Source organism: Flavobacterium tructae, from assembly GCF_002217475.1.
GTDB classification, from domain to species: domain Bacteria; phylum Bacteroidota; class Bacteroidia; order Flavobacteriales; family Flavobacteriaceae; genus Flavobacterium; species Flavobacterium tructae.
On sequence record NZ_MUHH01000027.1, the window covers coordinates 8,843 to 22,662 of the forward strand.

Genomic DNA, 13,820 nt, shown 5'->3' on the forward strand with positions numbered 1-13,820 from the left:
TTTAATCTGTGGCAAAAAAAGACCTATTGCCAGAATATTAGTTTTATGCTTAAACGGACTTTTATAAAAATCAATTTGATTGTTTTACTGTTGATTTTCAGTACTAGAACAATGGCGCAAGCGACTGAAAATAACGTCTTGCCGGACAATTTAAAGTGGTCACAGAGAACAGCGCTTACAATTATAGATAAATACCCAAAAGCCTGGCAGATTGACGGCGCTGAAAAGCCTAAATGGGATTATAAAATGGGATTTGTTTTGTTTGCTTTTGAAAAATTATATCAGAAAACAAATGATAAAAAATATTTCAAATATATCAAAGAATATGCAGATGAACTGATTGATGCCAATGGAAAGATCGCTAAGTATGATAAGAACGAGTACAATATTGATTGTGCCAACCCGGGCAAACTGTTGTTCGGACTTTATGACGAAACTAAGGACAAACGGTATTTAGAAGTACTACAGGAGCTCCGGGATCAGTTAGACCATCAGCCCAGAACAGCAAGTGGCGGATTCTGGCACAAGCAAATTTATCCCAATCAAATGTGGATTGATGGTTTGTACATGGCCGAGCCTTTTTACACCCAATACACGGTGAAATTTGAAAATGGGAAAGCTTTGAACGATATTGCCAAACAATTTGAATTGGTGCACGATCATTTGACAGATAAAAATACAGGCTTGGTTTATCAGGCTTGGGACGAGAGTAAAGAAATAGCTTGGGCAAATCTGCAAACGGGGACCTCGCCAACCATCTGGGGACGTGGTATAGGCTGGTACATGATGGCTTTGGTTGAAACATTGGAATATTATCCAAAAACACACCCCAAGTACAAAGTGCTGAAGGATTACCTGAATCAAATCGCCAAAAGTGCCGTACAGCATAAAAGCACATCAGGTTTATGGTATCAGATTGCTGATAAACCTGAAATGAATGGGAATTTTTTAGAAGCATCATCGTCAGCCATGATTATTTATGCTTTAGCAAAAGGAACAAATAAAGGATATTTGAATCCAGTCTATAAAAAGACAGCGCAAAAGTCATTTGAATCCTACGTAAAAGAATTTGTGATTACAGACGATCAGGGGCATATTGTGATTTCAAAGGTATCTTCAAATGTAGGTTTAGGAGGAAAACCATTTCGTGACGGATCAAATGAATATTATATCAAAAGTAAGGCAAAGGACAATAGTTCACCGGCTCTTGCGGCATTTTTGCTGAGCGCATTAGAATTAGATCAATAGTAGAATTTAAAATAAAGTATAAATGAGAAATAAGAATACAAAAGGTTATTTTACAGCAATGACATTGGTTTGTCTGATGGTCTTTGCGAGTTGTAAAGTGACTTCGCAGGAACCTTCAAACAAAGAAATTGTTATCGGAAAGGATTTAAAATGGTCTGATAAAATGGCTTTGACTTTAATGAAACGTCATCCCGAAAGTTATAGGATCGATGATTCAAAAACAGCAAAATGGGATTATGTTCATGGATTGGTTTTACATGCAATTGAAGAACTAAACAAAAAAAATCCGGATCCGAGATACGCAGCCTATGTAAAAAGCTATGCAGATGTTCTTGTTCAAAACGACGGAACGATTAAAACCTATGAACTGGACAAGTACAATATTGACTTAATTGTACCGGGACGCTTGTTGTTTGATATTTATGCTACTACCAAAGAAGAAAAGTATTTAAAAGCGCTTCAGCTACTGCGCAAGCAGTTGACAGAGCAGCCAAGAACAGCCAGTGGTGGATTTTGGCACAAGCAAATTTATCCGAATCAAATGTGGTTGGACGGTTTGTACATGGGCGAACCATTTTACGCCCAATATACCGTTACCTTTGAGGGAGGAAAAAGTCTTGATGATGTTGCGAAACAATTTGAGTTAATTCAATTGCATGCAACAGATCCAAAAACAGGTTTATTGTATCACGGTTGGGATGAGAGCAAACAAATGCCTTGGGCAAATAAGGATAACGGAACCTCTCCGAATTTTTGGTCAAGAGCTTTAGGCTGGTATGTAATGGCATTGGTTGATGTTTTGGATTATTTCCCTAAAAACCATCCGAAACAAAAAGAACTGGTAAAATACCTGCATACGGCTTCGGTTGCTTTAGCTAAATATCAGGACAAATCCGGTTTATGGTATCAGGTTACAGACAAAGGCGGGGCAGAAGGAAACTATCTTGAAGCTTCGGGATCGTCAATGTTTGCTTATGCTTTTGCAAAAGGAGCGAACAAGGGATATCTGCCTGCAAAATATAAAAGTTTGGCCAATAAAGCTTTTGACGGTTTAACCAAACAATTGATCAGGGTAGATGCTGATGGCGGAATCACACTTACGCAGGCCTGTCAGGTGGCAGGTTTGGGAGGGAATCCATATCGTGATGGATCGTATACCTATTATGTAAACGAAAAGAAAAAAGACAACGATCCTAAAGCAACCGGACCATTTATTCTAGCAGCTGTTGAATTAAACAGATAATATAGAACTAACCCGACAGGTTTTTAAAACCTGTTGGTTTAATTGGATTAGAATAACAAAATAAAATTTTAAAATGATTAAGTTAAAAAATATTCTGTTGCTTTTTGGTATGGCTCTGAGTTTTGGTATTCAGGCACAGAACACCTATAAAAACTGGCCGGATATCATTCGAAAAAATGATGCAGCCTGGTTTAGTACCGATGAAGCCAAAAATATAGCAGAGAATGTACTGCTCTACCAAAGAGAGATAGGCGGGTGGCCCAAGAACATTCAGATGCAGAATGAATTAACGGCGGAGCAGAAAAAGGATTTACTGAAGCTTAAAAAAACAACTGCAGAAACAACTACAGACAATGGAGCAACGTGTCAGGAGATGCTTTTCATGTCTAAAATGTACGCGCAGGTAAAAGACGACCGATACAAAGAATCGTTTTTAAACGGATTGAATTATTTGTTGGAAGCCCAATATAAAAATGGGGGATGGCCTCAGTTTTACCCTTTAAAAAAAGGCTATTACACGCACATCACGTACAATGATGATTCGATGGTGAATATCCTGAACATTATACGTCAGGTAAGCGAGGAAACCGATTATTTTAGTATAAAACCGTCTAAAGCAATTGTTGAAAAAGCGAAAGAATCTTTCCGTAAAGGAATAGATTGTATTTTAAAAACACAATACAAACAGAATGGTGCTTTAACGGCCTGGTGCGCACAACATGATGAGGTTACTTTAGCACCTGCAAATGCAAGAGCATTCGAACTGGCATCGTTAAGTGGTTCTGAATCCGCAAAAATTGTATTCCTTTTAATGTCGATCGAAAAACCTTCTCCAGAAATTATAACAGCAGTACAAAGCGCAAAGCTTTGGTTTGAAAAAACAAAAATCACCAACCTGGAAGAAAAGCGTGTTTTAAACGATGCCGGAAAAGTGATCGATAAAAAAATGATTGTAACGCAAAATGCGGCCCCGATCTGGGCGAGATTTATGGATCTTTCTACCAATGAACCCTTCTTTTGTGATCGTGACGGAATCCGAAAAAAATCAATAGAGGAAATTGGTGCCGAAAGACGAAACGGCTATTCCTGGTATTCAGATTCAGCCAAAGAAGTACTTAAAAAATACACCGCCTGGGCTGTAAAAAACGGAGTAAAAATAACGTCTAAAGAATCTTCAGGTGCCCAAAAAAGTAACCGGATTACCGTTGCTTTAGACGGTTCGGGAGATTTTACAAAAATTCAGGATGCCATAAATGCGTGCCCTTCTTTTCCTTATGAAAAGGTAACTGTTTTTGTGAAAAACGGAACTTACAAGGAGAAAATCCGTATTCCGGAATGGAATAGTCAAGTGAACCTAATTGGTGAAAGCAAAGAAAATACCATCATTACTTTTGATGATAACTTCTCTAAAATTAATGTCGGAAGAAACAGCACTTTTCATACCTATACCCTTTTAGTGGAAGGCGATGATTTTTCGGCATCCAATTTAACGATCAAAAATGCTTCAGGTGATAACGGTCAGGCCATTGCACTGTCTGTTGTAGCAAACAGAGTTCAGATTTCAAACTGTTTAATTCTCGGAAATCAGGATACGCTCTATTTGTCCGGAAAAGAAGCCAAACACTACATTAAAGACAGTTACATCGAAGGAACAACCGATTTTATTTTCGGAAGCGCAACGGCTCTATTTGAGAATTGCGAGATTCACAGTATCAAAAACTCCTATATTACTGCTGCTTCAACACCTGAAGGAACCGCTTTTGGATTTGTTTTTAAAAATTGCAAACTCACAGCAGAGCCGGCAGCAACAGCAGTTTATCTGGGCAGACCTTGGCGTATCTATGCCAAAACTGTTTATATGAACTGTGACATGGGAAAGCATATCAGACCGGAAGGCTGGGAAAATTGGTCAAAACCCGAAGCGGAAAAAACGGCTTTTTATGCCGAATACAATTGTAAAGGTGAAGGAGCTCAAAATGCAAAAAGAGTTTCATGGTCGCATCAGCTTGAGAAGAAAGATGCAGAAAAATATACGATAGACAACATTTTGAAAGATTCAATTCCTCAATGGTATTTGAGATAAAAAAAATGGCATGCTGATGACACAGATTATTTTTTCAAATGTAAAATGTTAGATGTGGTTAAAAAAGAAATCAGCGTAAATCGGTTAAACCTGTTTCAATCGGTGGGCGATAAATGACACAAGGATGAGGTAGATTATACAGGTTTAACGGGTTAGTATAAAAAAAACAGCAAAAACCTTAGAATCTTAGCATCTCAGAACCTCAGAACCTAAAAAAAAATCATGAATTTTAAATACTTTATTTTTCTCTTCATCACATGGATTTCTGTGGCTCAGTATACCGAATTTCCGTCAGCAAAAATAGACTCAATTGTCAATAGAATTCAGCTTCCCGTAATTCCTTCGTATCAAATTAATATGGTAAAGTTGGGAGCAAAGGGGGATTCCATTACCAATAACAAACCTTTCTTTGATAAAGCAATGGCTTTGTGTAAAAAGAATAAGGGCGGAACAATCATTGTTCCAAAAGGAATTTATAAAATCAATGGTCCGATTCATTTTGTGAGTAATGTCAATCTTAAATTAGAAAAAGGGGCAAAAATTAAATTCAGCGATACTCCCACAGATTATTTACCAATGGTTTTAACGAGTTGGGAAGGAACGATGTTATACAATTACAGCCCGTTGATTTATGCTAATCAATGTTCGGATATAGCCATAACAGGAGAAGGAACGATAGACGGTAACGGAGGTAAAATCTGGAAAAGTTTTAAAGCAAAGGAAGGCGCTGGAAAAAACAGAAGCCGTGAAATGAACCATAATAGTGCACCTTTTGAGGACAGGAAATTTGGAGAAGGGTACTTTTTGCGTCCGCAGATGATTCAGTTTTTAAATTGTAAAAACATTTTGGTTGAAAATATTCATATTGAAAATTCTCCTTTTTGGTGTTTGCATTTATTAAAATCGCAAAGTATTACGGTGCGTGGTGTACATTACAAATCATTGAATCATAATAACGATGGAATCGATCCCGAGTATGCGAAAGATGTTTTAATTGAAAATGTAACCTTTGATAATGGCGATGATAATGTAGCCATAAAAGCGGGACGAGATCATGAAGGAAGAGCTAATTCGGCTACACCAAGCGAGAATATTGTCATTAGAAATTGCAAGTTTAAAGGACTTCATGGAGTAGTGATTGGGAGCGAAATGTCGGCGGGAGTTCAGAATGTATTCGTCGAAAACTGTGAAACAGCAGGCTATTTAAAACGAGGCATTTATTTGAAAACCAATGCTGACAGAGGCGGTTTCATCAGGAATGTTTTTGTGCGAAATATAAAACTCGATGAAGTCGAGGATTGTTTGTATATCACAGCCAATTATCACGGAGAAGGAAGCGGTTTTCAATCTGAGATTTCAAATATTTCATTTTCGAATATTACCTGCAATAAGGCCACAGCATCCGGAATTGTAATTCAGGGGTTTCCGGATAAAAAAGTGCGTAACATCTCCTTTAATGCTATCAATATCAAGTGGGCAAAAAATGCGATTTCAAGCGAAAATGCGAAAGATGTATTGCTTAATGAAGTAGTTATTGGAGAGAAAGCAACAGTACCAACGGCAGCGAAATAGTTTTTTTAGAGGTTCTGAGGGGCTAAGGTTCTGAGTTGCTAAGATTTTTTTTAAAGAGTTAAATGTTAATCAAATGACTAAATATTATCTGCTAATTATCGGTTTGTTTTCAATGGCATGCTTTGCTCAAAAAACAACACTTTATACTATAGGCGACTCGACAATGGCTAATATAAAAGATCCCGAACGCAATCCGGAACACGGATGGGCACAGGTTTTACAGCCTTTCTTTACCGAAAATATTGTGGTGGAGAATAAAGCCGTAAACGGTCGCAGTACTAAAAGTTTTATCAATGAAAAACGATGGGATTCGATTTATAAAAAACTCAAAAAAGGAGATTACGTTTTCATAGAGTTTGGCCATAACGACGAAAAAATCGAAGATTCAACCCGTTATACAAATCCCCATACAGGTTATCGGTATAACCTGATTAAGTTTGTAAAAGAGAGTAGAGAAAAAGGAGCAACACCTGTATTATTGACTTCTATCGCAAGACGTAATTTTAACGAAAAAGGAGTTTTAATACCCACACACGGTGATTATCCTTTAATAACCAGACTGGTAGCGCAAGAATTTAAAGTTCCTTTTATTGATCTTGAATATTTTACAGAAATATTAGAACAAAGCTACGGACCCGAAAAATCGAAACTGTTGCATTTGCATTTTAAAGTCGGTGAAAACGCCTATTACGATAAAGATAAAAATGATGATACCCATTTGTCATTAAAAGGAGCCACAGAAATTGCCAAAATTGTAATCAATCAAATTAAAGCTGCAATAGATCCCGCCCTGGCTGCATTAAAAAAAGGAATTCAATAAAAGACTTAGGCAAAAAAGATACTCATAGACAAATTAATTTCATATTTGTCTTATTATGATAGTTTTATGGCTTATTGTGGTGCTTGAAAAAAAATGTTACAATTAAATTTGCTGCATACTTTATTACTTCTTCACTATTTTTTAAGAAGAGAAGAGGAAGGATAAAATGTATTATTTATTAATTAGTAACACTGGTAACAGCATATGGGCACCTCTACTTTTTCATTGGAGTTTGATTTGAATATTGCAGAGATACGTAATTTGCATAAGATGTACTTCAAAGATCTGTACAAAAAAAGAGTAATGTTTTTTTTAGCAGTCACTTTAGTGGTCTTTGTTTATTCAGATTGGAATGGTAATAATGATTTTTTTCAATGGATTATAAAAGACTTGTTTTTAGTGATCCTTTTTTTACTTTTTCATTATCCAATAGTAAATACAATTTGCAAAGTAACTTTTCGATTGCTCAGAAAATTATTAAAATTTGATCGTTTTTCACGTCAGTATAAATTTAGTTTTACGAATTCATTTATAGAGGTTCATTCCCCTTTGGGCGGATTTACTCATAGATGGTACCAGATAGAGAAGGCAATCCTCACGAAGGACTATTTTCTGTTATATATTAAAGATAAGAATGGTTACATTATTTCAATTTCAAACAAAGAGAATTGCAGCAAAAAAATAGAAAAATTAATTGCATTTATTGACGCTAATGTCACCCATGTAGAAAGAATTTGATTGACCTGTACAGCAGTTTTTTTAACAAAAGTAAAAGCTGAAATAAGGGAGTAAACCATTTTTCATATTTGGAGTCCGGCATGACAAATACTTTCATTTTTGAAGCTTTTTGAGTCGAATCAGGTGCATATTTGACTGATTTTCGTCAAAAAAAGCAGAATTACAATTGCTAAAAAGAGTAAAAAGTGAGCTTTTTGATGTGTTTTGAAGCTGGAAAATGAAATTTTATTGAAAATACTTCGGAATGCCTTACAGGGCAGGAGTTATCAGGGTTGGAAAATAAAATATTGACTATTAGTTTGTTGTGAAAAATGAAATGCAAAAAACTAAAAAAGTAAATTTATCGTTAAGTCAGAGACCTAAAAATGAGGATAAATTTAACAGCAAATGTGTTGTAACTCCCATTCAAACTTCTATTTTTGCGACTTAATTTAATAATTATAAGCATGAACGATCTATTAGTAAAAATCAACGCCGAAATTGAAACATTTAAAGCAGAGGCTGAATCATTAACTGAAAAAGGTGTTAAAGCTGCTGGACCAAGAGCGCGTAAATCTACTTTAGAAATTGAAAAACTTTTAAAAGAGTTTAGAAAAGTTTCTATCGAAGAATCTAAAAAATAATATTTTTTTTCGAAAGAAAAAGACCTCGCTTAATGAACTTTAAGCGAGGTTTTTTTATGGGAAAATTTTAGAAAGATTTTTTATTATAAAGTTGTTCAGGATTAACAAAAAATGGAAGACTGATAAAGTTTTTTAACAACAGTGTCAACTTTCAAATCTTCCTGATTCTTATTTTAAATCAGCCAACAGTTTTTAGTATTGCCCCGATCAAAGTTTAATTTTATAGTTGTATTTTAGACACATCGGTAAAAAGAGTTAGATAATCTTCTTTTTTGGAAGAAAATCAACATTACCGTGTGTTAAACAGACTTGCTAATATAAAATTGTTTTTAGAATGAGTAACGGAAAAAGTCTAAAGGCAGTCGCCTACGGAGAAGTACTTTGGGATGTTTTTGCTGCAGAAAAAAAGATTGGAGGCGCACCATTAAACGTTGCCCTGCGAATGCAATCGTTAGGATGCAATGCTGCAATGATTAGCTGTGTAGGAAGCGATGAAGACGGTGTTACCATTATTAATCATGTAAAAAATCTTGGACTCGAAGCAGAAGCGATAATCAAGTCAGAAGATTTTCCGACTGGTCTGGTTCATGTGACCCTGAACGAGAAAGGGTCGGCGAGTTATGTCATTCATTACCCGGCGGCCTGGGACAAGATTGCTTTGAGTGATTTTGCCAGAAGTTTGACAGCGAATGCCGATGTTTTGATTTTTGGAAGTTTAGTTTGTCGCGATGAGGTATCGAGGAAATCTCTGGAAGAATTATTACAGACAAATGTTTATAAAGTTTTTGATGTCAATTTAAGAAAGCCTCATTATTCCTATGAGATTTTAGAACAGTTGATGTATGCCGCCAGTTTTATAAAGTTTAATGATGAAGAATTATTAGAAGTTTCTGCAGCACTGCATTCGCCTTTTACCACACTGGAAGAAAATATTTATTTTATTGCAGAGAAAACGGGTACCAATGCTATTTGTGTAACCAGAGGGCAATATGGTGCAGTATTGCTTTGGGAAAATCAATTGTATGAGAATTACGGTTATACTGTAAAAGTTGTTGATACAGTAGGGGCTGGGGATTCTTTTTTAGCCGCTTTAATTACTTCATTGCTCACCGGAAAAAAGCCCCAGGACGCAATTGATTTTGCTTGTGCTGTAGGCGCCTTGGTTGCTGCGTCACCCGGTGCCAATCCCGAGATTCCGCTTTCAAAAATTGAAAGCCTCCTGATTGGGACAATTTAATTCTAAGAAGAAATAGTAAGCCCTTAAACAAATTCTGATTAAGGGCTTTTTTTGTTTTTAACATTAAGAAGAAAAATGAAATTTAATAGAGGAAAAATCAACGGTCTGCACCATTGGATATAGGTAAAAATTGACATTTCAGAATTAATTACAACAGTTAGTTATATTCTATAAGGAGGTTTGTAAGAAAGAAAATACATAGAATGCGTAATATTGCGAAAGAGAGTTTTATTCAAAAAAAAGAGACCGCTATTGGTTGCTTTTTTAGGAATATAAACCACTTTTAATTATCGCTGAATTTGGTATTCAGCCTAATTATTTCTTGTCTTTTATTAATAATCTTTAATTACTATGTTCATTACCCTTACTCAGGATCAGGTTCAGTTTCAGTATGGTTCAAAACGATGGCAATACTGTTTTAATGAAATTACAGAACTTGGTTTACTCAAAAAAAAGAAGACCTATCTTCTTGAAAACGGAGTTTTTACTCTGACTACCGCTTTGGCTTATTATTGTATGTTTTTTTCCAATTTAAATGACTTGTATTATATCGGCCCCACGATTATAGTATATGCTGTTCTTATCATTTTAAGATTCTATAATACTTTTGAATTTGACTATTATGTCATTGTAAAAGATGTATATAAAAAAGAAATTAAAGTGAAAATTAAGGTTTTAGACCGTCACGAAATCGGGAAACAGATCGATGAGTTTCTAAACTTGAATTTTAACAGACTTTTGAAGAAAACGAAAACAAATCTATAAAAATTAATAATGTTATTAGATGAAATTTCCCAAAATGATCTTTTGGTTATAGCCCTTGCCATACTTTATGGTTTTATTATTACCACCAGGAAAAAATGAAAATCTGCTGCTTCATAAACCTACGATTGAAGTAGTAGGATCGCATACTAAAGAAGTATGGCTGTAATACTATAAGTTTAATAGCGGTTGGTTTTTAGCGATACAAAATACCCCAAATAAAATTATGACCTCTTCGATAAAAAGTAAAATAAAAAGCATAAGAGAACTAAAAAATTACACGCAGGAATATATGGCAGATCAGTTAGGTGTTACACAGGCAGGATATAGTAAAATCGAGAAAGGAAAAACGATTCTTTCGTATGAAAAATTGGTTGAAATAGCCAGAATTTTAGAAGTTAGTGTAGAAGATGTAATCAGTTTTGACAGTCAGAGATACTTCAATAGTTTTAATAAAGTGAGAGGAAACAATAATGGAAGTATTCAGATTAATTCGGATAATAGTGCAGCGTTAAAGGCTTTGTATGAAGATAAAATTGTGCTTTTAGAGAAATTGTTAAGCAAAACGGAAGAAGAGCTACGTCGTTATAAAGAAAAATTCGGAGAGATTTAGTCTAAGGAAATGGAAAAGAAATGGGGCTCAGTAGCCCCATTTCTTATTATTTTGTACCGCAGTTATGTAGTTTGATCGTCTGTAGAAGCTTCGGGTGCGTTTGTTTTTACCGATGCTATTCCGTTATCTCGGGCGCTGGTACTTTCATACATTTCGCTTGCTCCAATAATCTGACCGTTACTGGCTTTTAAGTTGAAATAAGGTTTTCCGCTTTTGGATTCCAGTCTGTCAAATCTTCCGTCGTCCTGCGAATTTGTTTTAACAGACTCAATTCCGTTTAAGCAGGCCGCTTTGGTAGTATAACCTTCACTTGTTAGAATAGTTTGCCCATTACCAGCTTTTAAATTAAATTGAAATTCACCATTGGCTCTCTTAGTAATTACAAATTTTCCCATCTATTTTTTGATTAAGTTAAAAATTAAATTCATTGATATTCATAAAAATACAAAACTTCATCGTATAAAGTATAACCGGATGAAAAATAAATTAGAGAGCACTAAATCATAATGATTTTTCTCTTTTTCACCATTTTTGTTTTGTGTTGAAGCATAAAAAAAAGAGACACCATTTGGTATCTCTTTATTGCTGTCGCTAATTGTGCAGACTATTATTTTATTGTGATTGGAACTTCAACAGTTGTTTTGTCCCAGCCAATTACCAAATTCGTTACGGAACCCTGAGTAGTAAAAGCAATAGATAAGGCCTCAATTGTGTTGGATACTGGTTTTACAGGAACACTTACTCTTGCAATATCCTTACTTTCGTCATACGCATAAGCACCCCATAAATCGATTTCTTTATTGATAATGATGGTCCATTTGTCTTTTTCAGGAATAGCAAATAAACTGTAAGTTCCGGCAGGAATATTTACTCCGCCAATAGTAACCGGTTTGTAAAATTTGATTTCGGTATTTTCATTAGCACCTACACGCCAAACTTCACCAAACTTAATCAATTCACCAAAAATAGCGCGTCCCTTAGCAGAAGGTCTTGAATAAATAACCTTAACTGTCGGAGCCGGATTATCGGTTTTCTTGAATTTTACCGCTTTGTTTGGAGAATACGCAATATCAACCGGACTCGCATCCAAAGGAGCAAATTTAACGTCTTGTGCATTAACTGAAAAAGCTGTCAATAAGACAATTACCAATAAATTAATTTTTTTCATAGTTAGAATAGTTTTTAAGTGTTCACACAAAGTAAGAAAATCCTAAACAGAAATCATATAGTTTTTTTTCTTTTTTTGTTAATGATTTGGTAATACGATAGGATTGATAAGGTTCTGTTTTCGTTTTAAATACTTGCTGCCGCAAATCCTCCGTCTACTTTTAGGATCGTTCCTGTTACAAATTTAGACAGGTCGCTGCATAAATACAAAAGTGCTCCGTTGATATCTTCGGGAGTACCAAATCTTCCCATTGGAGTATGTTCGATGATTTTTTCTCCTCTTGGCGTTAATTTTCCTTCCGGAGTTAGTAAGAGAGAGCGGTTCTGTTCTCCTATGAAAAAACCCGGTGAAATGGCATTGACACGTATCCCTTCACCATATTTAGTAGCCAGCTCTACTGCCATCCATTGTGTGAAATTGTCGATTGCTGCTTTAGAAGCGGCATATCCTACCACCCTTGTCAGAGGACGTTGTGCGGCTGCCGATGAGATGTTAATGATGTTTCCCTGTTTTTGTTGAGCAAAAAGTTCCGAAAATACTTGTGAAGGCAGCATAGTTCCAATAATATTCAGATCGATTACTTTTTGTAAGTCTTCGGTTTGAAGGTCGTAGATGGCCTGATCCGGGCTGATGGTAGCTCCGGGCATGTTTCCTCCTGCAGCATTGATTAGAATATCGAGACGACCGTATTTTTTTACGATAAAATCTTTGGCTTTTTCCAGTTCTTCTTTGTTTAAAACATTCGCCTGAATGGCAAAAGCTTTTCCACCATTGCTCTCTATTGCAGCTACGGTTGTATTGGCTTTTTCAATAGACTGGGAAATGATTCCGGTAATAACACCCTGTTCGGCCAGAACGTTAGCAAAGTTACTTCCCAGTACACCGGCACCACCAGTAATTAAGGCAATTTTTCCTTTTAGATTAAATATTGAATCCATGTAAAATTTTGTGATTGATAGTGTTTTGAATGGTATTCCGATTTTAAACTTTGACTTTAATAACAATTTTTTTAAGTGGACTTTCGCTTATCATTGCCGAGTGAACATCTTCGGGAAATAGAATTGTAAACTGCTTTTCCTGTAATTCGAAAAACATATCCGGTTTGTCGTAAAAGAAACGAACATCGCGTTCGTCACTGTATTCTCCGTTCGGACTAATGCATTTTTCTCTGGGTTTCCAGGCAAAAGTTTCCGGCCCTTTGATCGGAATTTGGATGTCGATATTTTTATCGTGACATTCAAACCCTTTTATACTTTCTTCTTTAGTGGTGCCCTCGCCAACAATTACAATTACTTTTAAGCCCTCGCCAATTTCAAAGGCTCCTTCTTCAAGAGTACTGATGTCGTTTTGGTTTACGTAATCAAATGCTTTTTTAAAATTAGGATGCAGGCTGTAGTATCTGGCTGGGTTTTGTAAGGAATCTACAATCATTTTTATTTGGTTTTTAGGTATTTTAAGTTTCTGCATTGATTACCGAATGAATGCATTCGGATTTTATTTATGATTTATTTTTTACTTGATATGTTTTGTTTTAAAACACTGGTTATTAGTTTGTTATTGGTTTGTTTTAGTTTGATGGCAGTACTTGTCAAAAGCTCGTTTTTGGACTGTCAGTTCGTCTAAATACAAGTGTTTTTGAGACTGGAATATTTGTATTTATACTTGATGTAAAAGGATTTAATATTCTGATTTTTAATTTCTTGTTTTTGTATT

At 35.5% G+C, this 13,820-nt stretch carries 14 protein-coding genes; 10 read left to right on the top strand and 4 right to left on the bottom strand.

Annotated features, from left to right (window positions below):
- The 10 genes from B0A80_RS12790 to B0A80_RS12835 all read left to right on the top strand — a co-directional run.
- The coding region (locus B0A80_RS12790; protein WP_317048186.1) for a glycoside hydrolase family 88/105 protein at positions 1 to 1,248 on the top strand (1,248 nt) is incomplete at its 5' end.
- A 22-nt stretch (positions 1,249 to 1,270) separates the two neighbouring features.
- Positions 1,271 to 2,491: a glycoside hydrolase family 88/105 protein gene (locus B0A80_RS12795; RefSeq protein WP_089077516.1), complete on the top strand. Its 1,221-nt coding sequence runs from the start codon at positions 1,271 to 1,273 to the stop codon at positions 2,489 to 2,491.
- A gap of 73 nt (positions 2,492 to 2,564) precedes the next feature.
- Positions 2,565 to 4,574: a pectate lyase gene (gene pelA, locus B0A80_RS12800; RefSeq protein WP_089077517.1), complete on the top strand. Its 2,010-nt coding sequence runs from the start codon at positions 2,565 to 2,567 to the stop codon at positions 4,572 to 4,574.
- Positions 4,575 to 4,796: 222 nt separating this feature from the next.
- A complete protein-coding gene (locus B0A80_RS12805; protein WP_089077518.1) occupies positions 4,797 to 6,146 on the top strand; it encodes a glycoside hydrolase family 28 protein in 1,350 nt (449 codons plus the stop codon).
- 73 nt (positions 6,147 to 6,219) lie between these two features.
- Positions 6,220 to 6,966, top strand: coding sequence for a rhamnogalacturonan acetylesterase (locus B0A80_RS12810; RefSeq protein WP_089077519.1), 747 nt, complete (start codon positions 6,220 to 6,222; stop codon positions 6,964 to 6,966).
- A gap of 303 nt (positions 6,967 to 7,269) precedes the next feature.
- Complete coding sequence (locus tag B0A80_RS21125) at positions 7,270 to 7,704, top strand: YcxB family protein (protein WP_165769252.1); 435 nt, start codon at positions 7,270 to 7,272, stop codon at positions 7,702 to 7,704.
- Positions 7,705 to 8,150: 446 nt separating this feature from the next.
- Positions 8,151 to 8,327, top strand: a complete 177-nt coding sequence (locus B0A80_RS12820) for a histone H1-like protein Hc1 (RefSeq protein ID WP_017495627.1) — start codon at positions 8,151 to 8,153, stop codon at positions 8,325 to 8,327.
- A 334-nt stretch (positions 8,328 to 8,661) separates the two neighbouring features.
- Entirely contained in the window at positions 8,662 to 9,564 is a 903-nt protein-coding gene (locus tag B0A80_RS12825) for a carbohydrate kinase family protein (protein WP_089077521.1), read from the top strand.
- A 351-nt stretch (positions 9,565 to 9,915) separates the two neighbouring features.
- Positions 9,916 to 10,329 carry a hypothetical protein gene (locus B0A80_RS12830; protein ID WP_070908278.1) on the top strand — a complete coding sequence of 138 codons (414 nt, stop codon included), beginning with the start codon at positions 9,916 to 9,918 and terminating at the stop codon, positions 10,327 to 10,329.
- A 223-nt stretch (positions 10,330 to 10,552) separates the two neighbouring features.
- A complete protein-coding gene (locus B0A80_RS12835) occupies positions 10,553 to 10,939 on the top strand; it encodes a helix-turn-helix domain-containing protein (protein WP_017495631.1) in 387 nt (128 codons plus the stop codon).
- A 62-nt stretch (positions 10,940 to 11,001) separates the two neighbouring features.
- On the opposite strand, the gene B0A80_RS12840 is transcribed toward B0A80_RS12835, so the two are convergent.
- From B0A80_RS12840 to B0A80_RS12855, 4 genes are all read right to left on the bottom strand, one after another.
- Positions 11,002 to 11,334, bottom strand: coding sequence for a YegP family protein (locus tag B0A80_RS12840; RefSeq protein WP_070908279.1), 333 nt, complete (start codon positions 11,332 to 11,334; stop codon positions 11,002 to 11,004).
- Between the two features lie 212 nt (positions 11,335 to 11,546).
- Entirely contained in the window at positions 11,547 to 12,107 is a 561-nt protein-coding gene (locus B0A80_RS12845) for a DUF2911 domain-containing protein (RefSeq protein ID WP_089077522.1), read from the bottom strand.
- A gap of 125 nt (positions 12,108 to 12,232) precedes the next feature.
- The gene (locus B0A80_RS12850) at positions 12,233 to 13,045 is read right to left on the bottom strand and encodes an SDR family oxidoreductase (protein WP_070908280.1); all 813 of its coding nucleotides are present in this window, start codon (positions 13,043 to 13,045) and stop codon (positions 12,233 to 12,235) included.
- A gap of 43 nt (positions 13,046 to 13,088) precedes the next feature.
- Entirely contained in the window at positions 13,089 to 13,538 is a 450-nt protein-coding gene (locus tag B0A80_RS12855) for a YhcH/YjgK/YiaL family protein (RefSeq protein WP_089077523.1), read from the bottom strand.
- Positions 13,539 to 13,820 lie beyond the last annotated feature (282 nt).

What these genes read in the sequence shown, in the direction of transcription:
- B0A80_RS12810 (WP_089077519.1), top strand. Translation starts at nt 6,220, where the DNA reads ATGACTAAATATTATCTGCTAATTATCGGTTTGTTTTCAATGGCATGC.
- B0A80_RS12855 (WP_089077523.1), bottom strand. Translation starts at nt 13,538, where the DNA reads ATGATTGTAGATTCCTTACAAAACCCAGCCAGATACTACAGCCTGCAT.
- B0A80_RS12825 (WP_089077521.1), top strand. Translation starts at nt 8,662, where the DNA reads ATGAGTAACGGAAAAAGTCTAAAGGCAGTCGCCTACGGAGAAGTACTT.
- B0A80_RS12840 (WP_070908279.1), bottom strand. Translation starts at nt 11,334, where the DNA reads ATGGGAAAATTTGTAATTACTAAGAGAGCCAATGGTGAATTTCAATTT.
- B0A80_RS12805 (WP_089077518.1), top strand. Translation starts at nt 4,797, where the DNA reads ATGAATTTTAAATACTTTATTTTTCTCTTCATCACATGGATTTCTGTG.
- B0A80_RS12845 (WP_089077522.1), bottom strand. Translation starts at nt 12,107, where the DNA reads ATGAAAAAAATTAATTTATTGGTAATTGTCTTATTGACAGCTTTTTCA.
- B0A80_RS12830 (WP_070908278.1), top strand. Translation starts at nt 9,916, where the DNA reads ATGTTCATTACCCTTACTCAGGATCAGGTTCAGTTTCAGTATGGTTCA.
- B0A80_RS12795 (WP_089077516.1), top strand. Translation starts at nt 1,271, where the DNA reads ATGAGAAATAAGAATACAAAAGGTTATTTTACAGCAATGACATTGGTT.
- B0A80_RS12850 (WP_070908280.1), bottom strand. Translation starts at nt 13,045, where the DNA reads ATGGATTCAATATTTAATCTAAAAGGAAAAATTGCCTTAATTACTGGT.
- B0A80_RS21125 (WP_165769252.1), top strand. Translation starts at nt 7,270, where the DNA reads ATGTTTTTTTTAGCAGTCACTTTAGTGGTCTTTGTTTATTCAGATTGG.
- B0A80_RS12820 (WP_017495627.1), top strand. Translation starts at nt 8,151, where the DNA reads ATGAACGATCTATTAGTAAAAATCAACGCCGAAATTGAAACATTTAAA.
- pelA (WP_089077517.1), top strand. Translation starts at nt 2,565, where the DNA reads ATGATTAAGTTAAAAAATATTCTGTTGCTTTTTGGTATGGCTCTGAGT.
- B0A80_RS12835 (WP_017495631.1), top strand. Translation starts at nt 10,553, where the DNA reads ATGACCTCTTCGATAAAAAGTAAAATAAAAAGCATAAGAGAACTAAAA.